This is a genomic window from Arthrobacter sp. KNU40 (assembly GCF_051515115.1).
In the GTDB taxonomy this organism is placed as follows: Bacteria; Actinomycetota; Actinomycetes; order Actinomycetales; family Micrococcaceae; genus Arthrobacter.
Window position 1 is genome coordinate 4710565 of sequence record NZ_CP195850.1, and the last position, 21775, is coordinate 4732339.

General features: G+C 64.8%; 23 protein-coding genes. 20 read left to right on the forward strand and 3 right to left on the reverse strand.

Annotated elements, in window-relative coordinates:
* Position 1 precedes the first annotated feature (1 nt).
* The 10 genes from ACSKT0_RS21910 (at position 2) to ACSKT0_RS21955 (ending at position 10508) form a co-directional block, all read left to right on the forward strand.
* Positions 2-493 (forward strand): phage tail protein, encoded by a 492-nt coding sequence (locus ACSKT0_RS21910; protein WP_437771606.1) that lies wholly within the window; start codon positions 2-4, stop codon positions 491-493.
* 1007 nt (positions 494-1500) lie between these two features.
* A complete protein-coding gene (locus tag ACSKT0_RS21915; protein ID WP_437771607.1) occupies positions 1501-2259 on the forward strand; it encodes a CIS tube protein in 759 nt (252 codons plus the stop codon).
* A gap of 25 nt (positions 2260-2284) precedes the next feature.
* Positions 2285-3805, forward strand: coding sequence for a phage baseplate assembly protein V (locus tag ACSKT0_RS21920; protein WP_437771608.1), 1521 nt, complete (start codon positions 2285-2287; stop codon positions 3803-3805).
* Entirely contained in the window at positions 3805-4146 is a 342-nt protein-coding gene (locus ACSKT0_RS21925) for a hypothetical protein (protein ID WP_437771609.1), read from the forward strand. The genes ACSKT0_RS21920 and ACSKT0_RS21925 overlap by 1 nt, the downstream gene beginning before the upstream one ends.
* Before the next feature lie 13 nt (positions 4147-4159).
* Positions 4160-4594 (forward strand): GPW/gp25 family protein, encoded by a 435-nt coding sequence (locus ACSKT0_RS21930; RefSeq protein WP_437771610.1) that lies wholly within the window; start codon positions 4160-4162, stop codon positions 4592-4594.
* A complete protein-coding gene (locus ACSKT0_RS21935; protein WP_437771611.1) occupies positions 4591-7269 on the forward strand; it encodes a baseplate J/gp47 family protein in 2679 nt (892 codons plus the stop codon). The genes ACSKT0_RS21930 and ACSKT0_RS21935 overlap by 4 nt, the downstream gene beginning before the upstream one ends.
* Positions 7262-7792, forward strand: a complete 531-nt coding sequence (locus ACSKT0_RS21940) for a phage tail protein (protein WP_437771612.1) — start codon at positions 7262-7264, stop codon at positions 7790-7792. The genes ACSKT0_RS21935 and ACSKT0_RS21940 overlap by 8 nt, the downstream gene beginning before the upstream one ends.
* Entirely contained in the window at positions 7789-8262 is a 474-nt protein-coding gene (locus tag ACSKT0_RS21945; protein WP_437771613.1) for a hypothetical protein, read from the forward strand. The genes ACSKT0_RS21940 and ACSKT0_RS21945 overlap by 4 nt, the downstream gene beginning before the upstream one ends.
* Before the next feature lie 27 nt (positions 8263-8289).
* Positions 8290-9219, forward strand: coding sequence for a PASTA domain-containing protein (locus ACSKT0_RS21950; protein ID WP_437771614.1), 930 nt, complete (start codon positions 8290-8292; stop codon positions 9217-9219).
* Between the two features lie 62 nt (positions 9220-9281).
* The gene (locus ACSKT0_RS21955) at positions 9282-10508 is read left to right on the forward strand and encodes a pyridoxal phosphate-dependent aminotransferase (RefSeq protein WP_437771615.1); all 1227 of its coding nucleotides are present in this window, start codon (positions 9282-9284) and stop codon (positions 10506-10508) included.
* A gap of 21 nt (positions 10509-10529) precedes the next feature.
* Here ACSKT0_RS21955 and ACSKT0_RS21960 read toward each other — a convergent pair whose 3' ends face one another.
* Positions 10530-11372 carry a hypothetical protein gene (locus ACSKT0_RS21960; protein ID WP_437771616.1) on the reverse strand — a complete coding sequence of 281 codons (843 nt, stop codon included), beginning with the start codon at positions 11370-11372 and terminating at the stop codon, positions 10530-10532.
* An 87-nt stretch (positions 11373-11459) separates the two neighbouring features.
* Here ACSKT0_RS21960 and ACSKT0_RS21965 point away from each other — a divergent pair, with 87 nt between their 5' ends.
* The 7 genes from ACSKT0_RS21965 (at position 11460) to ACSKT0_RS21995 (ending at position 15911) form a co-directional block, all read left to right on the forward strand.
* On the forward strand, positions 11460-12275 hold the full coding sequence (locus ACSKT0_RS21965) for a methyltransferase domain-containing protein (RefSeq protein ID WP_345448445.1): 816 nt from the start codon (positions 11460-11462) through the stop codon (positions 12273-12275).
* A gap of 128 nt (positions 12276-12403) precedes the next feature.
* Positions 12404-12763 (forward strand): YciI family protein, encoded by a 360-nt coding sequence (locus tag ACSKT0_RS21970; protein ID WP_437771617.1) that lies wholly within the window; start codon positions 12404-12406, stop codon positions 12761-12763.
* Positions 12764-12766: 3 nt separating this feature from the next.
* A complete protein-coding gene (locus tag ACSKT0_RS21975; RefSeq protein ID WP_437771618.1) occupies positions 12767-14020 on the forward strand; it encodes an RNA polymerase sigma factor in 1254 nt (417 codons plus the stop codon).
* 48 nt (positions 14021-14068) lie between these two features.
* Positions 14069-14530: a hypothetical protein gene (locus ACSKT0_RS21980; RefSeq protein WP_437771619.1), complete on the forward strand. Its 462-nt coding sequence runs from the start codon at positions 14069-14071 to the stop codon at positions 14528-14530.
* An 82-nt stretch (positions 14531-14612) separates the two neighbouring features.
* Positions 14613-14864 (forward strand): type II toxin-antitoxin system Phd/YefM family antitoxin, encoded by a 252-nt coding sequence (locus tag ACSKT0_RS21985; RefSeq protein ID WP_437771620.1) that lies wholly within the window; start codon positions 14613-14615, stop codon positions 14862-14864.
* Positions 14825-15223, forward strand: coding sequence for a type II toxin-antitoxin system VapC family toxin (locus tag ACSKT0_RS21990; protein ID WP_437771621.1), 399 nt, complete (start codon positions 14825-14827; stop codon positions 15221-15223). The genes ACSKT0_RS21985 and ACSKT0_RS21990 overlap by 40 nt, the downstream gene beginning before the upstream one ends.
* 64 nt (positions 15224-15287) lie before the next feature.
* Positions 15288-15911: a LysE family transporter gene (locus tag ACSKT0_RS21995; RefSeq protein ID WP_437771622.1), complete on the forward strand. Its 624-nt coding sequence runs from the start codon at positions 15288-15290 to the stop codon at positions 15909-15911.
* 103 nt (positions 15912-16014) lie between these two features.
* Here ACSKT0_RS21995 and ACSKT0_RS22000 read toward each other — a convergent pair whose 3' ends face one another.
* Both ACSKT0_RS22000 and ACSKT0_RS22005 read right to left on the reverse strand, forming a co-directional pair.
* Positions 16015-16974: a hypothetical protein gene (locus tag ACSKT0_RS22000; RefSeq protein ID WP_437771623.1), complete on the reverse strand. Its 960-nt coding sequence runs from the start codon at positions 16972-16974 to the stop codon at positions 16015-16017.
* A 154-nt stretch (positions 16975-17128) separates the two neighbouring features.
* On the reverse strand, positions 17129-18127 hold the full coding sequence (locus ACSKT0_RS22005; RefSeq protein WP_437774094.1) for a LacI family DNA-binding transcriptional regulator: 999 nt from the start codon (positions 18125-18127) through the stop codon (positions 17129-17131).
* A gap of 223 nt (positions 18128-18350) precedes the next feature.
* Here ACSKT0_RS22005 and uriH point away from each other — a divergent pair, with 223 nt between their 5' ends.
* Genes uriH through ACSKT0_RS22020 form a run of 3 tightly spaced genes read left to right on the forward strand, consistent with a single transcriptional unit; the run spans position 18351 to position 21754 of the window.
* Positions 18351-19385 carry a uridine-preferring nucleoside hydrolase UriH gene (gene uriH / locus ACSKT0_RS22010; protein WP_437771624.1) on the forward strand — a complete coding sequence of 345 codons (1035 nt, stop codon included), beginning with the start codon at positions 18351-18353 and terminating at the stop codon, positions 19383-19385.
* Entirely contained in the window at positions 19386-20813 is a 1428-nt protein-coding gene (gene uriT, locus ACSKT0_RS22015; RefSeq protein WP_437771625.1) for a uridine transporter UriT, read from the forward strand. It begins immediately after the preceding gene.
* Positions 20810-21754 carry a ribokinase gene (locus ACSKT0_RS22020; RefSeq protein WP_437771626.1) on the forward strand — a complete coding sequence of 315 codons (945 nt, stop codon included), beginning with the start codon at positions 20810-20812 and terminating at the stop codon, positions 21752-21754. Before uriT ends, ACSKT0_RS22020 begins: the two co-directional genes overlap by 4 nt.
* Positions 21755-21775: the final 21 nt, after the last annotated feature.

A 21775-nucleotide genomic window follows, 5' to 3' on the forward strand; every position in this document is an offset into this window, starting at 1 on the left:
AATGAGCACCCAGCCAAGCACCCCCGCCCCCGCTGCCCAGCCCGGAAACGTGGTGGATCCTTACCGCGCCTACAACTTCAAGCTCGTCATCCAAGGCGTGGTCCAGGGACATTTCACCAAGGTCGAAGGACTCGGGCTGAAAATCGACCGCATCCTGTACCGCTCCGGCGGCGAGAACAGAACGGTCCGGGTCATTCCGGGACAGGTCGAATACACCCCGGTGACGCTTCGCTACGGGCTGACCGACTCCACCGAAATGCTCCAATGGCTCTTCAAAGCCGTGGACGGCCATGTGGAGCGCCGCAACGTCTCCATCGCCATGCTCAACGACGCAGGATCGGTGGAAGTCCGTCGCTGGAATCTGCTGGGCGCCTGGCCGTGCGACTGGTTCGGAGCCCCCTTGGATGCCCTCGGCAAGGACCTGGCCATCGAGTCCCTCAGCATTGCGTACGACCGCTTGGAGCTCGATGATGCCCGCGCTCCCGTGGCTTGATGGGAGGTGGCGCCGTTCGGCGGCTCGGCGGCTGCGGGGGCTCGCCGAAAGGCTCGAACCGCCGCCGCACCCTGACGCCTCGGCTGGTGATCGGCCCGCTGGAGTAGTTGGAACGGAGGGCGGGGTTGGAACGGAGCGCCCGGCGCCGGTGCGCAGACTGGACGTGTCCGGCGCACCGGCGCATTGGGTCCAGTTGCTGCGCGACGCTGGCGTCGTCCCCACCACCCCCAACCCCCGCTCACAAACAACCCCCATCACCCCCAACCCCCGCTCACAAACAACCCCCGCCACCCCCAACGCCCGCTCATATCACAACGAGTCCCGCCCCGGTATCGTCAGCGAGACCTGGACTGCAAGCCCGCTCCGGAACAACGTCCTTGGGCCCCCGCCCCGGTTGCTTCCTCGTTTGACGCTGGGCAAGCGACTCCAGAGGCCGCCCTTTGCTGGCTCCCCAGCGGACCGTGCCATCAGAACCGCAGTGACTCTTTCCGGCCGGCCCGTTCCGACGGCGGCAATCACCACAGGCGAAAAGACGGTCGAAACACCAGTAGCCCCCGTGTTGGAGGCCAAATCCACGCACGCCGCTCAATCGACACTCCCGATCCTGAGACTTCGTGGAATTCCGCCCGTCAATGCCACTGAATTGCCCGCAGCTGCACAAGCAGTGCGGCACCAAAAACCCCCAGCCAGCGCCAAGAAAACCAGCCCACCAAACGCCGGTCCACCAAGCCCGCCCGCGATTCAGCGAGCCACAACACCGCCGCACCAGTCCCCGGAGGCGGCGCCCGCCGCCGTCGTCCGCTTGGAACGGTCTCGTTCAGAACGCTCTCGCCCAGAACGCCAAGGCCACCCGAGCACGACGCCGGACCGCGCCCCGGCCGCACCAACAGCCGGAAACTGGCCCGAGTTGGCCCCGCGCCCCGCACCGCAGCCCGCAGCGGAAGCGGCAACAACAGCAGCGATGGCCCGGGCCGCCCGGCTGAACCGCGAACAGTTGGCGCTCTGACATGGAACGCGTCGCATTCCTGATCGAGGACACCGGGGAACACCTTGGCTGCCTGCTCAATCCGGAAACGGTGGTGATGTCACGAACGGCCGGCGTGGAGCCGCGGCGTTCGGCGGGCGGCAAGCTGACCGGAACGGGCCTCGCCGACGATCCCTTGCTCTTCACGGGCGGCGGGCACACCGAGCTTCGCCTGGATCTCCTGTTCGACGTCGACCTCGCGCCGGCGTCGCTCCATGTCCAGGACGTGCGCCAGATGACGCGGCCCATCTGGGCACTCGCGGAGAACTCGGCCGAGGTGGAGAGGCAACGCCGGCCGCCCTCGGTCCGGTTCGTGTGGGGGCGGGCGTGGAACGTGCCCGGAATCGTGACCGAGGTGGCAGAGCGCTTCGACCGCTTTTCGCCGGACGGCTCCCCCTTGCGTTCGTGGATGCGCATGGTGTTCGTGCGGGTCGGGCAGAGCGCTGACGAGGAAGGCGGCGAGAACTACGAGCTCGCCCAGCGGCTGCCGGCGGTGGACCTGACCGCGCCGCCCGTGGATACGCTCGCGGTGGGCGGCGACGGCAGCACAGACAGGGAAGCAACAGCGCCCGACGGCGGCGAGCTGCTTCCGGAGGTTCCGCCCGGCGAATTGGGGCGCCTCAGCCTGGCCGCCTTTGGCACGCCTCTGCTGTGGAAGTTGCTGCTGGAGTACAACAACATCGACGATCCCGCCCACTTCAACGGCCCCCTTGCCGTTCCCCCGGTTGGCGAGGCGCCATGAGGCGCTCAGTCAAGGGCACAGCCCCATGAGGCAGCTTCAGGGCCTGCCGGAACTCATCGTCACCCTCGGGCGGCGCCGGCTCTCCGCGGCCGAAACCGCGGCGATCATCTCCGTGCAGGTCCTCAGTTCGCTGGCCAGGCCGGCCCAGTGCCTCATCAGCTGGCGCCCCGGTCCGGGACGCTCGGCGACGGCACGCGGCGGCGTGGACCCCGCGCCGGGCGATGCGCTGCGCGTGGAACTCGGCGGCCAACGCACTCCGCTCTTCGTGGGTGAAGTGACGGTGGTGGAGCACAGCTACGGGGCGGATCTTTCGCAGGAAGTGCGGGTCCGCGCCTACGATGCCCTGCACCGGCTGAGGAAACGCCAGTTCACGCGGCTGCACAGCGACGTCGACCTCGCCGGGTTGGCCCGCACACTCGCCGAAGGGACCGGGCTGCGTGTGGTAGGCGGCGCAACCCGGCTCGGTGAGGTATACCAATGTGCGCGCTCGGATTTGAGCCTCTTGGTGGAGCAGAGTGCCCGCGTCGGGGCCTATCCTGTGGTGGACGGCGATGAGCTGCGGCTGGTCGACTTGTCCGGCGAAGGCGAGCCGATCGAGCTGGAACTGGGCGGCAGCCTGCATTCGGCAGAGGTGGAGTTGAGCCAGGAGCCGGCGTATCTCGGTGCCAAAGCCACGGGCTGGCGGTCCGACGACGCCTCGGTGCAACAGGCCTCCGCAGGGAACAGTGGCGCGAAGGCCAACGTCTCTGCAGACCCTGCGCTGGCCAGCGTGGGCGCCGGCGGGGAGCTCCTGCGCGACAACGAGTCGCTCGTTTCCCAGTCCGCGGCTCAAGGCCTGGCCCAGGCGGAACTCGACGTCCGGGTGGCGGGGCAAGTCACCGCAGTCTTCGTGGCCGACGGTGATCCCCGCCTCCGCGCGGGGCGCCGGGTTCGCGCGCGCGGACTCGCGACGTCGCTCGAAGGCACCTACGCGATCGCCACCGCCACTCACAGGCTGGACGGCACGGGCTACGAAACCACCCTCACCACTCGTCCCCCGGAAGCCCCGCCCAGCCGGCGTCCCGACGTCTTCACCCTTGGCACCGTGCTGGACGTTGAGGATCCGGAAGGACGCGGCCGGGCACGGGTCCGGCTCCCAGCGTATCCGCCGCTGGAATCAGCCTGGGCACCGATCCTGGCAACGGGAGCTGGAGCAGGGAAGGGTTTCGTCGTGCCGCCCGCCCCCGAAGACACTGTGCTGGTCCTGCTGCCGGCGACGGATCCGGCCCAGGCCATCATTCTGGGCGGTCTTTACGGACGGGAACAGACCCCGGACAACAGTGTGAACACACCCCGGGACAGCCGCTACACCTTCCGCAGCGCTGACGGGCAGCAGATAGTGCTCGACGGCGGCGGCCGCACCGTCAGTTTCACGGACGGGCACGGTTCAACGGTGGAACTCGGTCCGGAGAAGCTGCGGATCACCTCGGCTACGGACTTGCTTCTGGAGGCACCGGGCAAGGCCATGAGGATCCGGGCCAAGACTGTCGATTTCGAGGAGGCCTGATGCTGAAGTTCCTCGTCGTAGAAGCCATCCTGCGTTGCGGGCACGACGGCAAGGTGGAAAACGTGCCTTCCCAGCAATGGGTCCGCGTTGCCGGTTCGCCGGTTTTGGTTGACAACGACCCCCAAGGACGCAACATCAGCATGTGCCCCAACGTCGGCCTCAACATCAAGCCCTGCAACAAGACGCTGCCGGTGACCAAGGGCTATTCGGGTTTTGTCCGGATCGGCGGCAAGAAGATCTGCTTGGACACCGTGGAGGGCTACACGGACGGAACTCCGCCCGGTGCCGTGAAGTACACGGTCCGGCGGCCGGGCCAGGAATTCGTGGCGGCGGGATCATGAGAGGCGGCGAATCGTGAGCGTCCCCAGGTACAAGTCGGTGGCCTTCGTGCACCCGGATTTCGATGCCCCCACCGGCCTTCCCGGTTTGCGGCTGACCCCCGACGGACGGCTCGCCACTGTCACGGACGCAGCTTCGGTCCGTCAGGCCCTCCTCCTGCTGCTGAGCACCAGGCCCGGCGAGCGCGTCAACCGCCCCACCTACGGCTGCAATCTGATCCGGCTCGCTTTCGCGCCCGCGGATGACACCACGGCAGGCTTGGCCATCCATTATGTTGCCCGGGCCGTGGAGCAATGGGAGCCCCGGATCACCGTCTTGTCCTTGGATGCCTCGCGGTCCACGGAAAGCCCTGAAGTGTTGGAGGTCCGGCTGCGCTACCGAGTCCGTTCCACCCAACTCGAGGACCAGCTTGCCATCGCCCTGCCTGTAGATTCCGGAGGTGCAGCATGAGTATCCCCGTGCCGAATCTTGACGATCGCAGCTTCGCGGACTTGGTGGCCGGTGCCCGCGAGCGCATCCAGCAGATCGCCCCGGAGTGGACGGACCTCTCCGTCCATGATCCCGGCGTCACCATCCTCGAGGCTTTCGCCTACCTCACGGACACCCTGATGTACCGGCTCAACCGGGTCCCGGAAAAGCTGTATGCGGTCTACTTGAACCTGCTTGGCACCAGCCTGTACCCGCCCAGCACCGCCGAAACCATCCTCGAATTCACCCGCGCGTCCGCGGGAAGCAGTACCGACAGCCAGGACATCCGCATCCCCCGCGGAACCCAGGTCAGCTGCCCGCCAGGAGTGCCCGGCGCTCCTCAACCGGTATTCACGACGACGACGGCGGCCGTCCTCGCGGCGGGCCAGCCCAGTGTGCAGGTCCCGGCAGCCGACGTCACCTTGTACGACGCGGTCCCCATCGGCGTCGGGACCGGCCGCCCGGGCCAGAGTTTCGTGATTCCGAACGCGCCCATCGTCTCCGGGGCGGGCTTGTCCATCGCCATTGAAGTCCCAGCGGGCACCCGGTTGAGCAGCGGCGAAGCCGTGTTGGTGGACGGCAAGCCCTTCCGGTTTTGCCGCGAAGTTGAGGCGTTCGCGGACGCCGGCCCGGATGAGGCGCCGGTCCGCATCGACCGGAGCGCCGGCGTCGTAATGTTCGCATGGTGGGACGAAGAGTCCGTAGCCCTGACCGCAGTTGTTCCCGGGCCGGGTGCCGAGGTACGCGCTTGGTACCGCGGCGGCGGAGGGCAGCGCGGCAACGTTGGCGCGGGCCAGTTGACGGTCATGCGCACCCCGCTCCCGGGGCTGAAGGTCAACAACCCGGAACCAGCCACGGGAGGCCGCGACGGTGAATCGCTGGAGAATGCGCTCCGCCGGGCCCCTCAGGATTTCCAGGCCCGGGATAGGGCCGTCACTGTACGCGACTACGAGGGCCTGGCCATGCGCCATGGCGGCGTCGCGCGGGCCCGTGCGTTCACACGACGGGACATCTGGGCCTTCGCCAAACCCGGCGAGGTGGAGGTGGTGCTGGTGCCGTTTGTGCCTGGCGCTTCAGCTTCCGGAGACGCTGGCACCGGCGGCCCTGGTGCCCCCGCTGCAGTCCCTGTTCCTGTGAGTGCCGCCGAGCTGACCGCCCAGGCACGTGAAAGCGTGCGCCTTGAAGTGGAACAGTACTTGCGCCGCCGCTCCACGGTAGGGGCGGAGCCCGTGGTCCGCTGGGGCCTTTACAAGCAAGTGCTGGTGGACGCCAGGATCGTGGTGCGCCCCGATGAGGACGCCGAGGCTGTGAAGTCCAGGATCGTCGGGCGGCTTGCAGAGGGCATCAGTCCGTTGAGTCCAGGCTCTTCCAACTATGGCTCGGGCTTTGGTAAGCCGCTTCGCGTCTCCAACCTCTACCGCGCCATGGAGGAGGCCGAACCGGGAGTCCAGTACGTGGACCGGGTGAGGCTGGAAGTGGACAAGGTTCCGGACACCGATGCCCTGGCGCTGGTTCAGGCCGAAGGACAGGACAACACGTGGTTCGTGGCGCAAGACAGCACCCTTTTCCGCACTACCAATGCGGGCGATGGCTGGGAGGCATGCGCCGAGTTCGCTTCGGAGGCGGCCAGCGAGACGGTAAGGTCCATTGCGCCTTTCCGCTCCCCCGCCCCGGGCCGCTTGGGTGCCGGTGGCTTTGGCCCTGGCGGTTTCGGTCCCGGGCAGCATCCCGGCATGGTTGCTGTCAGCACCGTGACCCCAACGGGATCGCGCATCTACGTCAGCGACGACCTCGGCGAATCGTGGCGGCGGGCCGCGGAACTGGGCTTCGTCGTCGCGGATTTGTGCTGGGTGGACCGGGAAGGAGTTCCGGTGCTGCTCCTCGCTGGCGAGCAGGGTCTCTACGAGTTGCCCATGGTCGAGGGGGCTATCCCGGTCCAGAACGTCGTGGACGCCGCCCAGCCGGACCGCGGTTTCTACGCAGTGGATGCCTTGGTGGACGTGCGCGGCCGCACCGGCGTGGTGGTGGCCGCGGAAGCCTCCGCGGGCGTCTGGCTATCCCCGGAGGCCGGGGCCGCCGGCAGCTTCAAGCAGATCAAGCCAGCGGGCGAGGACATCCGCTGCATGACCGTCCAGTACGACGGCGGCGCGAGCTACGTCTGGCTGGGACGTTCAGTACCTGAAGGTACAGGAACGGGTTGCCTCCGATTGAAGATCGATGAACTCGCCCGCACCCAGTTCGACGACGCCCTCATGGCTTCCTGGGAACAATTCGGCGCGGGCTGGACCGGTGGCAGCTGTTGGGGTGTCCATGTGATGGGCACTGCCGCCTACGCCGCCACCCAGAGCGGAGGCGTGCTACGCCTTCAGCTCGGCCAGGCTGCCGCACAGTGGAGCGTCCCCGATGTCAACTGCAATCTTCCCTTGCGGGACCGGACGCGTTTCGAGCCGGTCCGTGCCGTGTCCGGCATAGTGCGCGACGACGGAACACAGCTGGTGCTCGCGGCTGGCCCCAAGGGGATCTACCGGAGTACGGATAACGCCGTCTCCTGGGCGAGCTGCACGCGGCGGACGGTCGACGACGTCGTGACCCTTCCCGAGACATGGCTGTTCTGCTCGGGTGAGCACCGGATCGAAGTGGTGCATGGCAATGGTTGAACCCGTGCTGCGTAACTCCCCGATGTTGAAGATCCTGCCCGAGATCTACCAAGTGGCCGCTGAAACCAGCACGCCGCTGCAGGCCCTCATCGCCGTGGCGGAGGACATGCAACAGCCTGTCCGGGATGTCTTGGACCGCATCCACACCGTTCCCGATCCCGGCCGCTCGCCGTCGTCGTTCATTCCCTTCCTGTCGCGCTGGGTGGACCTGGACTGGCTGACCCTACCCAGCCCGGAATCGGTGGACTCCGCGGCGGCAGGAGTCCCGTTGGCCCGCCAGCGGGACCTGATTGCGTGCGCGGCCTCGTTGTCCGCGCGCCGCGGCACCGTGGACGGGCTCACCCGCTTCCTGCAGCTGGCCACCGGGATCCCGGGGTTCGACGTCGAATCCGTCCCGGGCGAGTTCCACATCAAGGTTCTGGTCCCCGCGGCTGCCGCCGGGCAAGTGGAGCTGGTCCGCAGAATCGTCAAAGGCATCAAGCCTGCCCACGTGACGGACGAGATCGCGGTGATGGGCACGTGAACGACGAGAACCGGAAGCCCCTCATCGTGGTGATCGTATGCGCCATGACCGCCGTGCTCGTCCTGGTTTTCGGCGTCAGTTGCGGCGGCGGGAACAACAACGCGGCGGCCAGTTGGCAGTCGGGCTTCTCGCTGGCCGCCAAAGGGGCCACCCTCACGGCCTCGGACCTTGTCGGCGCGGGCGGCCAATGCTCTGCGGCGGGAACACAGCTGCTCGTGGTGGGAAGCTGCATTTTCGAAGTCAAGAAATTCGGGGGTCTGTTCGATCTGGGCAGCCCCACCAAGCGTGCCCGGCTGGCCCCCCAGCAAGCCGTCACCGTGACGCTCCTGGTGGAGGGCACGCGAACAGAACAGGACGTGTCTTCCGGGGACACTGTTAGCCTCACCTTCGGCACTTCGGGAGGGCAGTTGGGCATCGCGTGCCGGGTTGTCGGCACGTGTGCGCTCAAGCTCCTGGCAGCAGAAGGATGAGTTCATTGCCTGAAAGGCGGTTGTTGCATGAGCACCATCACCATGACGCTGAGTTCTCCCACGGTAGAACTCAAGGACGGCAAAGGTTCCCTCACGGCGTCTGTGACCAACGGAGCTCCCGGCCCCGAACGCGTGGTGCTCGGAGCCTTTCCCGGTGTGGAGAGCACACCGCCGTCGCCGAGCTACACGACCATCCCCACCCCGTTGCGGACCATCGCCGCCGGAGCCACGGAGCAATACCTGGTCAATTTCGACACCGCCGGTGCCTCGCCCGGCTCTTATCCCGTGAAACTGATCGCCTACTCTGCCGACGACGCTCCCGAGGACTATGCCGACCAGGCCCACCTGGTCACGCTGACCGTCACCAAGCCCGCCGAACCGCCCAAGCCCGCACGCGGATTCCCGTGGCTGTGGGTGATCATCGGCGGCGTCGTGCTTTTGGCGGCCATCGGTGGAGTGATCTGGTTCCTTCTCAAGGACGTCACGGTGCCTGATGTGATGGGAAAGCCGCAAGCGGAAGCGGTGCAGATCCTCAAGGACGCCGGCTTCTCCGCTACCACTGCGGACAAGGAAAGCGATCAAACCGCCGGGACGGTGGTCACGCAGTCTCCGGATGCAAATAAGTCCGCCGGGCGCGGTTCCACGGTCAACCTGGAGATCGCGACACCGGTGAAATCGGTGGTGCCCGCGGTCCTGGGCTCGAGGATCGAAAATGCCCGGACCGCCTTCCAGAACGCGAAAATCCAGCTCGATTTCACCCAGGGCTCCATGTGCCAGGCCTCGCCCGGATTCCTGCAAATCTGCGTTGTAGTGGGGGTAAATCCTGACGTCGGGAGCAAGGTGAACCAGAACGCCCTCGTGCTGGTCCGCACCGAATTACGGCAAAGCGTCATCATCGAGCCGAATCCGATCAACATTTGCATAGTCCAACCGCAGATCTGCGCGGTCAAGCAGTAAGGCGGTCTTGGGGATGCATGTCATCCGGCGCCGAAACGGTGCGGCTCATGAAATGATCAACCATGCGCCCGATGCAGCACTCCAGCAAACTACAGAACGTCCGCTATGAACTCCGTGGGCCCATCCTCCAAGCGGCCAAAACCATGGAGGCCGAAGGGCACCGGATCCTCAAGATGAATCTTGGGGATACCGCGCCGTTTGGACTTGAGGCGCCGGAGTCCGTTGTGGTGGACATGATCCACCACCTCCGTGGCGCCCAGGGGTACAGCGATTCCAAGGGCATCTTCACAGCTCGCACCGCGATTTCGCAGTACTACCAGACCAAGAACCTCATGAACATCGGCGTCGAGGATATCTTCATCGGCAACGGTGTCAGCGAACTGATCTCCATGACGCTGCAGGCCTTCCTGGAGAACGGCGACGAGGTTCTCATCCCCGCGCCGGACTATCCGCTGTGGACGGCAACAGTGACCCTCACGGGCGGCACGCCGGTCCACTATCTCTGCGACGAGGGCCAGAACTGGTGGCCGGACATGTCCGACGTCGAAGCCAAAATCACCAAGCGCACCAAGGCCATCGTCATCATCAATCCGAACAACCCCACGGGCGCGGTGTACCCCCGCCACATCCTGGAGCAGTTCGCGGCCCTGGCCCGCAAGCATGACCTTGTCCTTTTCTCGGACGAGATCTACGAGAAGATCCGTTACGAGGACGCCCAGCACATCCACACGGCATCCGTGGCAGACGACATCTGCGTCCTGACCTTCAGCGGCCTTTCCAAGGCTTACCGTATGCCGGGCTACCGGGCCGGCTGGGTCGCTGTGACCGGCCCGCACGCAGCAACTGCCGAATACCGCGAAGCGTTGGAGCTGTTGGCTTCCCTCCGTTTGTGCTCCAACGTTCCGGCACAGCACGCCATCCAGACCTGCCTGGGCGGCTACCAGAGCATCGAGGAACTCATCAGGCCAGGTGGCCGGCTCCGCGAACAACGGGATCTGGCCTTGAAGCTCCTGACTGCGATCCCCGGCGTGAGCTGCGTTCCGGCGGCCGGGGCCATGTATTTGTTCCCGCGGCTGGATCCTGACGTCTACCCGATCGAAAGTGACGAGCAATTCGTCCTGGACCTCCTGCAGGACCAGAAAATCCTTGTCTCCCACGGCTCTGCCTTCAACTGGCCAAACCCGGACCACTTCCGCTTCGTCATCCTGCCATCCGTCCGCGAGATCGAGGAGGCCGTGCGCAGGATCGCAACCTTCCTGGCCGCCTATCGGAACCGGCCCCAGGAGTAGGGCTAACGAACGTCCGGGACTTTAGTCCCCCGCCGAGCCGCTGACCCGCAGTGCGTTGATGATGGCCGGTATGGATCCGATGAGCATGATGAGGGCCCACACCAAGGCAACCACCACGGTAATGAGCGCCCAGAACTGATCCCCGATGGACACAAGTGGGCCGGGGAGGAAGCTGTGGATGAGGCCAAGAATAAGCTGCAGGAGGACCGATACCAGGAGCAGCACCACGAGCCCGGTGACCTTCAGGAATTTCGGCTGGCTCAAGACCAGCAGGACCGCGAAGACGATCTTCAGCAACAGTAATAGGGCAAGGATGGCCGCGGCCTGGCTCGTGGGAAAACTCCCCCATAACGCCAGGTAGGCAATGGTCCCGAAGGGTGCGGCGACGAACAGGCCGAACATCAGGAACAGCTTCGCCAAGGCCAGGAGGGCTGTGAAGAACGCCCCCACCACCCAGAGAAACGTGACAATCAAGGTGACGATGCCTTGAACCCGTCCGTAAACCCTGAGGTCGATGACCAGGCTGAGCCCGAGCATCACCACCGTGAACAGCAACAGCCCGTCCAGGAACGCAAGGAAACCGATTCCGGCACCCGGGGGCGCAGCTGGCGCGCGTTGGGTCTTGAGGAAGACGTCAAGAGGAACGCCGAGCTTGTCCGCTTGGTCGGGGGTAACGGGATCGATGGCGGTCCCTCCGAGGAGGATCGACAAGCCGATTTCAACCATGACGACGACTGCGAAGACGGCCACTGCCGCAATGAAGAACGGGCGACGCAAGGCGTCCGAGGATGGTCCGTCATGCAGCCCGCCGAGGCCCGATCCGCGCCCCAGCTGCGACCCCCGACCCCACCACGCTGCGGCCATGGCTCCATTGTGGCAGGCGGGCAGTCGAAAACAAGCGGTGGGCCCAAGTTCCGCCCGCTTTCCACTGCATCGGGGTAGCGTTTCCCTATGAACGAGCAGAAGCCTGAAGACGTCTACACACACGGCCACCACGAGTCCGTCGTACGCGCCCATGCCTCCCGCACAGCCGAGAACTCTGCCGCGTTTGTCATCCCGCATCTCACCGCCGGGACATCAGTGCTCGACGTCGGATGCGGACCTGGGAGCATCACGTGCGACTTCGCGGAGCTGGTGGCTCCTGCAAAGGTCGTCGGGCTCGACCGATCCGCCGAGATCGTGGCCCAGGCTGCCTCTCTGGCAGCCGAACGCGGCGTTGAAAACGTGGAATTCGTGACGGGCAACATCTACGATCTGGACTTCGAGGACGAGACCTTCGACCTCGTCCACGCACACCAAGTCCTGCAGCACTTGACCGACCCCGTTGCCGCGCTGCGCGAAATGCGGCGCGTGGCCAAGCCCGGCGCCATCGTGGCAGTGCGCGACGCCGATTTCCACGGCATGAGCTGGTACCCGGAGGTCCGCGAGCTCGACGACTGGATGGAGCTCTACCAGAAGATCGCCCGACGGAACGGTGCAGAGCCCGACGCCGGGCGGCGGCTCGTGTCATGGGCACAGCAGGCGGGCTTCACCGACGTCGCGCCCTCCAGCAGCAACTGGCTCTACGCCACCGCGCAACAGCGCCGCTGGCAGTCGCGGGTGTGGAGCGAGCGCGTCCTGCACTCCGCCTTTGCCGAGCAGGCCCTGGAATACGGGCTGGCCAACGAGGCTGACCTGGCCAGAATTGCCGCCGGTTGGCACCGTTGGGGCTCCACCGATGATGGCTACTTCCTGATCCCGAACGGGGAAGTCATCGCACGGGCGTAGCAGTCTGCGGGCAGCCGGCCGCCAAAAGTTTCTTGGGATTTTCCATCAATCCATGTCGAAAACCGTCCCGTAGTTCCGACCCATGAACGAAAGCGCCCACACGGAGCGCCCCTGATAAGGAGTTCGAGATGAAGTACATGATCATGATGTTTGGTTCCGCCGAGGGCATGATGAAGGCTGCGGATCCCGAATGGATCAGGGAAATGATCGGGTTCATGATCCAGATCGACAAGGATCTCAGCGATTCAGGCGAGATGGTGTTCAACGCCGGACTGGCCGACCCCGGCACTGCCAAGCTGGTCAAGCAGACGGACAGTGGGGTCATCACCACCGATGGACCTTTCGCCGAGGCCAAGGAATCCCTCATCGGCTACTGGGTGGTGGACGTCGCCAGCGAGGAACGGGCAGTGGAAATCTGCTCCAGCATCGTGAAGTACGCACCGGTTGTGGAGCTGCGCCGCGTCCAGGACGCGCCGCCGGAGGTCTAGCGCTTGGCCGAACCTTCCGGGGAATCCACGGTGGAGGACCTGCTGTGCACGCTCGCGCCGCAGGTCCTCGGCGTGCTCATCCGCAGGCACGGGCAATTTGCCGAGTGCGAAGATGCCGTCCAGGACGCCCTGCTCGAGGCAGCAATGCAATGGCCCGCCTCCGGTGTTCCGGACAACCCGAGATCGTGGCTGCTCACGGTCGCCACTCGGCGGTTGGTGGACTACTGGCGCAGCGAAAGTGCCCGACAGGCACGCGAACAACGCGCGGCGGCTCTGGGACCGCCGTCTCGCGAGGACCCTTCCTCGGCCAGTGGCGCGGAAGGGTTCGCAGAAGACACCCTCACCCTCCTTTTCCTGTGCTGCCACCCCGCCCTCTCAGCACCCTCGCAGCTGGCACTGACATTGCGGGCGATCGGAGGGCTCACGACGGCGGAGATCGCCAGCGCGTTCTTTGTCCCGGAAGCCACCATGGGCCAGAGGATCAGCCGGGCCAAGCAGAACATCAAGAAGGCCGGAGCCCATTTCGAGCTCCCGGAACCCGGCGAGCGAAAGGCGCGGCTCGGCGTCGTACTCCACGTCCTGTACCTGATCTTCAACGAGGGTTACGCGGCAAGTTCCGGCCCCTCCATGCAGCGCGAAGACCTCACCGCCGAGGCCATCCCCCTTACCCGGCTCCTCCGGGGACTGCTCCCGGGCGAGCTCGAAGTGGGCGGACTGCTTGCCCTGATGCTCCTCACCGACTCGCGGCGACGGGCGAGGTCCCTCCCGGACGGAATGCTGGTGCCGCTCGCGGAACAGGATTGCCGGCTGTGGGACTCGGCGCAGATCGCCGAGGGCCTTGAACTCTTGTCAACAGTGCTGGGGGTTGGGCGTCCTGGACCCTACCAACTGCAGGCCGCGATCGCTGCGGTCCATGCCGAGGCGGCGTCCGCGGAGCAGACCGACTGGCCGCAGATCCTGGCGTTGTACACGGTGCTCGAAGCCATGGCCCCAAGCCCGGTGGTGGCACTGAACCGAGCAGTCGCCGTGGCAATGGTTGAAGGGCCGCGGGCGGCCCTTCAGCTGTTGGATGGGCTTGGGACAGGGCTGGGAGACTGGCACAGGCTCGACGCAGTTCGCGGGCACTTGCTCGAAATGTCCGGTGACCTTCCGGGCGCCCGGGAGTGTCTTCTCGCCGCGGCAAGGAAAACGGGGAGCCTGCAGGAACGGCAGTATCTCCTGGTGAAGGCGGCCAAGCTGGGGCAGTTGTCCACATAGGAAAAATGACCTCTGTTGGCGGCCCGCGGCCGTGAATAGCCTCAAAACATGATCATCCAAGCAGGCTTTGACCTACAGATTCTCGCCCGTCCGCTCATCGACCAAGAAGAAAAGCTCTACCCAAGGCTCGTGGTGATCGGCCTCGACGCCGAGATGCAGCTGGAAAGCATCCGGGTTGTCACAGAGTCCTTCGAGGGCAGCTTGAATCCGTTCCAGGACGCCATCCTGGAACATCTGGATCTCGAGGGCTCAACTTATTTTGCGATCGCGCACGCCGGAATCTGGGCCGAGGACGATTATTACGATGAGCAGCCAATCCTCCAGGAGGCGAAGAAACTCAAGGGCATTGCCGAAGAGCGCGGGTTTCACATGATCGGTCATTTTGGCATCGACGAGACCGGATATATGTCCAATGGCCCGCGCTCCTACTTCGACCAGTATTTACTTGGCGACGATCTCCCGGACACGATGCTCCACTGGGTGCATTCGAGGTTTGGCAAGTGTGCCTGAGCTTCGGCGAGCGGGGGCCGCGAGCATCCAACGCGCCACTGGGCCTTACGCCGTACGGGTTGACCAAGTATGCTTGGTCAACATGGCGCAATACAACGTTCAGGAGGCAAAGACCCGCCTTTCTGAACTCCTCAACATGGTTGAGCGGGGCGAAGATGTGGTTATCGCCAAGGCCGGCAAGCCCGTTGCACGGCTCGTGAAGATCGAGCGGCCCACCAAGCGCCGCCTTGGATTCGTCAAAGGACAACTTCCGGACAATTTCCTAGAGCCGATGGATGAGGAGGAACTTGCGCTGTGGGAAGCACCCGTTACCTCCTCGACACGCATGCCCTGATCTGGGCCCTCACGGAACCACGGAAGCTCTCACCCAAGGCAAGACGTGCAATCCAGTCATTCGACAACCGTCTCGTGGCATCATCCGCCAGCGCTTACGAGATCGGCTACAAGCACAAGCTGGGTAAGCTTGCGGGTTTAGACGGACTGCTCCTGGGCTATGCCCGGCACGTCGCCGAACTGTGCAACGAGGAGCTGTCCATTCGGAGCGTCCATGCGCTCGCGGCCGGGCACCTCGACTGGGAGCATCGGGACCCCTTCGACAGGCTGATCGCTGCACAGGCCATCGTGGAATCGATGGTGGTCATCACGGCCGATCAGGAATTCCATAGCTTCCCCTTGGTCGAGACGCTCTGGTAACCGCTCGTCTGGGCACACCATCAACGCGTCCCGGCGCCCCGTCCTACGGGCATAAGCTGGATTGGTGCAAATTTCGCTTTGGCTGGCCCTGGTAGGCGCCGGCACCCTGATCAGTTTCACTCCCGGCGCGGGCGCCATCTCCACCATGAGCAACTCGCTCAACTCCGGATTCCGCCGCTCCATCTGGGGAGTCCTGGGCCAACAGGCGGCACTGATCATCCATATCCTGATCGTGGCTCTCGGGGTAGGTGTTCTGGTCTCGAGCTCACCCGTGGTTTTCAACGTCATCCGCTACACGGGGGCGGCATATCTGGTGTACATGGGCATCCGGCAGTTCCTGCACCGGCCGGACCTGGACAAGGAAAAAGTGGAATCCCGGCGCAACGAACCGGCGTGGTCCATGTTCCAGCGAGGCGTTTGGGTCAACCTGCTCAATCCCAAGGCGATCGTCTTCTTCCTGGCCTTCATGCCCCAATTCATCCGCCCCGAGCAGCCGCTGATTCCGCAGTATTTGATCCTCAGCACCACGATCGTTTTCATCGACATCTGCGTCATGTGGTTCTTCTTCGCCTTGGCAGCCCGTTCATTTCAACGGTTCACGCACAACGAGCACGGGCAAAAGGTCCTCAACCGCACGTTCGGAGTGCTGTTCATGTCCGTGGGTGTGCTGCTCGCCGTCATCCACTAAAACAAATCGATTGCTCCCCACAGGCTCCCAGCCTTCGCAAGCTCAGGCCGGGGCCCTCGCCGGCGTGGGCCCAAACTGTCGTATTGAAACCTCAGAACGACTGTTACGCAGCACTCGTTTGTTGTCGGGCAGGCCGCCAACCGGCTTGGATCAGTGCCGTCCGGATCTTGGCTACGGCAGCTTTCGCATCGTTGAACATGTGGCGCTTTGAGATCCGGACCTCCGTCCAGCCCAGCGCCTCATACCGTTCCGAACGGCTGATGTCCCGCACCACTTGTGCTTCGTTGCCGTGGCCCTCGCCCTCGTATTCGATGCCGATTTTGTACTTCTTGTACGACAAGTCAGGCTGCAGGAACCTCCCGCCGTCCTTGGCCTCAACCGGCACATTGAGTGCGGGTTCCGGCAGGCCTGCCCTCACGATCGCGAGGCGGAGCAATGACTCCTGCGGCGAATCCGAGCCTATCCGGATCAGTTGGATGGCTACTTTGGCTTTGTGTAGCCCTCTCTTGCCTTTATGGCGATCGATCATTTGCTGAAGATCCGCGAGAGTGCACAGCGGCGCGTCCCGCCCTTCGAATTCAACCCGCGGTATCCGCACACAGCTGTCCCCCATGACCACCAATTCGTCCACGGTCAGTATCTCGGCCATGTCCAGCCAGGTGCGCTCCACAGTGGTGACAGGGACGCCATCAACCGTAGTGACCTCGTCCTCATAGAGCTTCATGCGGTGCACGACGACGTGTGGCCGGTTGAGATGGGCAGCACCCTCGGGGCGGATCACATGGAACATTTGCGCTGGCTCCTTCTGGAGACGTCGCGGCAAGCCAAGAAGTTCTGCCGCCGTGAGGTGGGATGCGGCGCATCGCTCATTGACCTCGACGAAAGGGCGCACGCGGACGCTCAAGGGGAGCTCCGCCGTCGGGCTCTCGGAACGGATTCCCTTGCCGAGTCTCTTCAGAGAGCCGTGCCGCAGACGTCTCGGACTGACACCCTCCCGGGCCGCCTCAGCAATAGTGAACGGCCGCGTCTCGAGGCTCACGGAGAGGCGACGTGGGGTTTTCATGACCCCATCAGAGCAGAAAACGGCCTACCTCGCAGAAGTTATCCACAGCCTTCATCGATTGCTCCCCACCGGCTCCCAGCCTTCGCAAGCTCAGGCCGGGGCCCTCGCCGGCGTGGGCCCCCAGAACGGTCGTTTTGGAGCCTCAAAACGACAATTACTCAGCAATCGATGGGGAAAAGGCCGTGGAGCCGCGCACCACCAACGAGCTCTCTAGGGTCAGTTGCGGCGGGTCCAGCTCACGGCCTTCCATCAGCCCCCGGAGTTGTTCGCCCGCCTTTAGTCCCAGGGGCGTGGCCGGCAGATGCACACTGGTCAGGCTCGGGTTGCTCGTGGCCGAATACGGCAGGTCATCGAAGCCCGCAACGGCGAGTTCCTCCGGAATCCGGACCCCGGCCACTCGGGCCTCCTGCAACACGCCGTAGGCGTGGGTGTCAGTTCCGCAAACGACGGCGGTGACCCCGGCGCGCTGCCAGTCCGGCCACGCGGCGGCGAAGGCAGCCGCGGCAGCGCCGACGTCGATGGTGGTACTGATGATGTGCGCGTCCGCAACGGAAATACCGCAGGAATTGGCTTCATCCAGGAACGCCGCCCGGCGCACCTCGAAGGTGGCCGTGCCGGTCACGCTGTCCACGTAGGCAACTCGCTTGTGCCCGGAGGCCGCAAGGTGCGCGGCCAATTCACGGGCGCCATGTGCGACGTCGAGGTTGACGGACGGAGCATAGGCTTCGAGGCCCGGCGCATCGAGAAGAACCAGCGGCCCGGCAACCGAAAGATCCTCCAGGAAGCTTGCATTGGGCGCGTCCACCAGCAGGCCCGCAGGGCGAAGGGCCAGGAGCTTTCGGACGTCCTCCGCACGGGGGAACTCACCGGCATCGGTCACAGAGAGCAGCAGTTGGTACTCGGAACCGAGCGATTCCCGGACTCCGGCGATGACCTTGGCGAAAAAGGGGTTGGAAATGTCCGGCGCCACAAGGATCACGATCGAGCTCACGCCCTTGGCCAAAGAACTGCCGATGCCATCCACCACGTAGCCGAGTTCGGCGATGGCCTCGCGGACCCGCGAAATGTTGTCTTCGGACACTCTGCCCTGGGTCTTGCCGTTGGCAACCAGGGACACCGTCGCAGTCGAGACCCCTGCCAGGGAGGCCACCATCGCCGCGGTGACACGCTGCGTACGGCCTAAGGCCCGATGCATTGGTTCCGCGGATTCCATACAACGATCGTAGCGGGGAATCGGCCCCTCCCCACGCCGCAAGGCATCAAGCGCTTGACGCAATTAGCGTTAAGCGTTTGACGTGAGGCGCAGGCCAGTGCCAGAATTCCCCTGAATGCTTTAGCGCCCTGCCTCGGCAGGCCCCAATGACGTGGAGATGAACATGGATCCCAACACCATGACCCCTGAACGCAAGAAGATCATCCTGGACTGTGATCCCGGGCACGATGACGCAGTGGCCCTGCTGCTGGCCCACGGCAACCCGGACATCGAACTGCTCGCCGTTACCACGGTGGTGGGGAACCAAACCCTGGAAAAGGTCACCCGAAACGCCCTCTCCGTGGGCACCATCGCCGGCATCACAGGTGTTCCCTTTGCCGCCGGCTGCGACCGCCCACTCGTCCGCTCCATAGAAACCGCGCCGGACATCCACGGCGAAACCGGCATGGACGGGCCCGAACAGCCCAAATCCGCTATCGAACTGGACCCGCGCCACGCCGTCGACCTCATCATCGAAACGATCATGGCGCACGAGCCGGGCACCGTTACCCTCGTCCCGACGGCGGGACTCACAAACATCGCCATGGCCGCCCGCAAGGAGCCGCGCATCGTTGAACGCGTCAAGGAAGTTGTCCTCATGGGCGGCGGCTACCACGTTGGCAATTGGAGCGCCGTGGCGGAATTCAACATCATCATTGACCCCGAGGCCGCGCACATCGTCTTTAACGAAAAGTGGCCCGTGGTGATGGTCGGTTTGGACCTCACGCACCAGGCGCTGGCCACTCCCGACGTCGTCGGGAAGATCGCCGCCGTGGGCACCAAGCCGGCCAAGTTCGTGATGGAACTGATGGAGTTCTTCACCAAGACCTACAAGGATGCACAGGGCTTCGACTATCCCCCGGTGCACGATCCCTGCGCCGTGGCCTACGTCATCGACCCCACCGTGATGACTACCCGCAAAGTCCCCGTTGACATCGAACTGCAGGGCAAGCTCACCCTTGGCATGACCGTGGCAGATTTCCGCGCCCCAGCGCCGGCCGACTGCCACACCTCCGTCGCCGTCGACCTTGACCACGAGAAGTTCTGGAACCTCGTAACCGACGCGATCATCCGCATCGGGGAGCCCGACGCCGGGGCTCCCGCCACCATTAGCGGCGACGCCGTCGTCGCCAGCGGCATCGCAGGAGAGGCCAAGTAAATGACCACCCTCATCAACGAAACCAAGACAAGCCGCGGCAACGTCGCGGCCCTCATGGTCGCCCTGCTGGCAGCCTGCGTAGCCTTCCAGCTCAACGCGTCCATGCTCAGCCCGGCACTGGTCACCATGGGAAACGAGCTCCACACGGACCAGGCGGTCATCGGCCTCTCCCAGACCTGGTTCTTCACGGCAGCAGCTTTGTTCTCGCTCTTCCTGCCGCGCCTGAGCGACATCGTCGGCCGCAAGAAGATCCTCCTCGGCATGATGCTGCTGATGGCCGTCGGCTCGGTCATCGCAGCCATGGCGCCCGACGTTACATGGCTCTTCGTGGGCCGCATCGTCCAGGGCGTCAGTGGCCCCACCGTGCCGCTGTGCCTCATCATGCTGCGCTCCGCGGTCAACAACCCGCGCAAGTACGGAGCCTTGATGGGCCTCATCACGGCAGTCAACGGCGGCGTTGCGGGCGTCGACTCCTTTGTAGGCGGTTACTTCGCCGAACACTTCGGATTCCGCAGCATCTTCTGGCTTATGGTCGGTCTCGCAATCGTGGCCACGACCCTGGTCGCCATCCTTGCTGGCGAGAGCAAGCCCGCCGCAGGCACAACCATGGATTGGCTCGGCGTGTTCTTCATAGTCATCGCGGTGGGCGCACTCCTGACAGCCCTCAATGAGGGGTCCAAGCTGGTCGGCGCCTTCTCTTCCGGAACGCTGATGCTGGCCATCGGGCTGATTGTGGTCGCTGCTGCCGCGTTCGCCGCGTTCTGGACAGTCGAGAAGCGGTCCAAGGAACCGATGGTGGAAACCGTCCACCTGCGCCAGCGTTCCACCTGGGCGCCGCTGCTGACCACCACCCTCGCCATGACCGGCATCTTCGCAGTCATCAACGGCATCGTCCCGGCCTACGTCCAGGCCGCGGCACCGGGATTCGGGGTTGGCCCCACCGAGATGTCCCTCATGATCCTCACGCCTTACGCCCTGCTCGGCTGGGTATTCGGACCCATCAGCGGCCGGCTCGCCCCGGTGCTCGGCTACACCAAAGTCCTGCGCATCGGCATGCTGGGAAGCATCGCGGCCCTCGCCGTCATCGCGTTCTTCGGACTCAGCAGCCTGCCCCTCATGATCGTGGGAACGGCGTTGCTCGGCATCATGTATGCCGGTACCGTCAACATCATGCTCAACGGACTCGGAGTTGTCCTCTCCCCCGCCGGCAACCCCGGCTTCCTGCCCGGCATGAACGCCGGAGCCTTCAACCTCGGCGCCGGCCTGAGCTTCCTGGTGTTGCCGGCGGTCCTTGTGGCGACCTCGGCGCTTGGTGACGCCAAGGCCTCGTACTTGACTGTCGTCGTCGTCGGCCTGGCCATCACAGTTGCCGCCTTCGCGGCATCGCTGCTCATCCCCAAGCCCCTCGAAGCCGAGGTTGAAAAGTGAACCGAAGGATCGTCGTCGTCGGGTCCTTGAATGCGGACCTGACCATCTATTGCGAGCGGCTCCCGCTCCCGGGTGAAACCGTCCACGGCAACGGCTTCGCGGTCAATCCCGGCGGCAAGAGCGCCAACCAGGCCGTCGCGGCGAGCAAGCTGGGCGGCACGGTGAGCCTGATCGGCGCGGTCGGAAACGACCCCAACGGTGACATGCTCCTTGCCTCCACGCAAGGGGCCGGCGTGGACGTTTCGCGCGTCCGCCGTTCCGCGGATGTCGCCACCGGCGTCGCGGTCATCGCGGTAGACGCGAACGGTGAGAACAACATCATCATTTCGGCAGGCGCCAACGGAACGCTCGCCCCGGCGGATGTGTCGGCGGACGCCTTCGACGACGCCGCGGTGCTCTGCCTCTGCCTGGAGGTCAGCCTTGAGACTGTGGAGGCTGCCGCCAAAACAGCGCACGACGCCGGCGCAACCGTTCTGTTGAACCTCTCGCCGTACGCCGAGATCCCGCAAAGCCTGGCCGCCTTGAGCGATGTACTGCTGGTGAACGCCCATGAAGCGTCCATGTTCCTGGGCGACGCCGAAATGCCGCACCCGGGGGCGCATGCAAGCGCCTGGGAGTCGGTCCGAAGCCAGTTCGCCGAGCGCGGATTGCAACGGGTATTGGTTACCCTCGGCTCGCACGGCTCGGTGGTGTTGGATTCGCTCGCCGCATCCGGGGAACAGATCTCCCGGATCGCGCCCACGAAGGTCAATGCCGTGGATACGACCGGTGCGGGTGACGCTTTCACCGGTGCCGTCGCTGCCCGCCTCGCAGTAGGCGTAACCCTGGCCGAAGCCGCGGCGTTCGCATCGGTGGCCGCAGCGCTCGCCACCACCAAGAAGGGCACCCAGGCCGCCTACCCCGGCGCTGAGGAAGTCCTGGAGCACTTGCGGATTTCCTGACTCAGACCCAGCCCGCAAGGC

Bases quoted from the DNA above. Each gene is read 5' to 3' on its own strand.
- ACSKT0_RS21925 (WP_437771609.1), top strand. From the start codon at position 3,805: ATGCTGAAGTTCCTCGTCGTAGAAGCCATCCTGCGTTGCGGGCACGAC.
- ACSKT0_RS21940 (WP_437771612.1), top strand. From the start codon at position 7,262: ATGGTTGAACCCGTGCTGCGTAACTCCCCGATGTTGAAGATCCTGCCC.
- ACSKT0_RS21955 (WP_437771615.1), top strand. From the start codon at position 9,282: ATGCGCCCGATGCAGCACTCCAGCAAACTACAGAACGTCCGCTATGAA.
- uriH (WP_437771624.1), top strand. From the start codon at position 18,351: ATGGATCCCAACACCATGACCCCTGAACGCAAGAAGATCATCCTGGAC.
- ACSKT0_RS21910 (WP_437771606.1), top strand. From the start codon at position 2: ATGAGCACCCAGCCAAGCACCCCCGCCCCCGCTGCCCAGCCCGGAAAC.
- ACSKT0_RS21915 (WP_437771607.1), top strand. From the start codon at position 1,501: ATGGAACGCGTCGCATTCCTGATCGAGGACACCGGGGAACACCTTGGC.
- ACSKT0_RS21965 (WP_345448445.1), top strand. From the start codon at position 11,460: ATGAACGAGCAGAAGCCTGAAGACGTCTACACACACGGCCACCACGAG.
- ACSKT0_RS21970 (WP_437771617.1), top strand. From the start codon at position 12,404: ATGAAGTACATGATCATGATGTTTGGTTCCGCCGAGGGCATGATGAAG.
- ACSKT0_RS21980 (WP_437771619.1), top strand. From the start codon at position 14,069: ATGATCATCCAAGCAGGCTTTGACCTACAGATTCTCGCCCGTCCGCTC.
- ACSKT0_RS21935 (WP_437771611.1), top strand. From the start codon at position 4,591: ATGAGTATCCCCGTGCCGAATCTTGACGATCGCAGCTTCGCGGACTTG.
- ACSKT0_RS21950 (WP_437771614.1), top strand. From the start codon at position 8,290: ATGAGCACCATCACCATGACGCTGAGTTCTCCCACGGTAGAACTCAAG.
- ACSKT0_RS21960 (WP_437771616.1), bottom strand. From the start codon at position 11,372: ATGGCCGCAGCGTGGTGGGGTCGGGGGTCGCAGCTGGGGCGCGGATCG.
- ACSKT0_RS22005 (WP_437774094.1), bottom strand. From the start codon at position 18,127: ATGGTGGCCTCCCTGGCAGGGGTCTCGACTGCGACGGTGTCCCTGGTT.
- ACSKT0_RS21985 (WP_437771620.1), top strand. From the start codon at position 14,613: ATGGCGCAATACAACGTTCAGGAGGCAAAGACCCGCCTTTCTGAACTC.
- ACSKT0_RS21920 (WP_437771608.1), top strand. From the start codon at position 2,285: ATGAGGCAGCTTCAGGGCCTGCCGGAACTCATCGTCACCCTCGGGCGG.
- ACSKT0_RS22000 (WP_437771623.1), bottom strand. From the start codon at position 16,974: ATGAAAACCCCACGTCGCCTCTCCGTGAGCCTCGAGACGCGGCCGTTC.
- uriT (WP_437771625.1), top strand. From the start codon at position 19,386: ATGACCACCCTCATCAACGAAACCAAGACAAGCCGCGGCAACGTCGCG.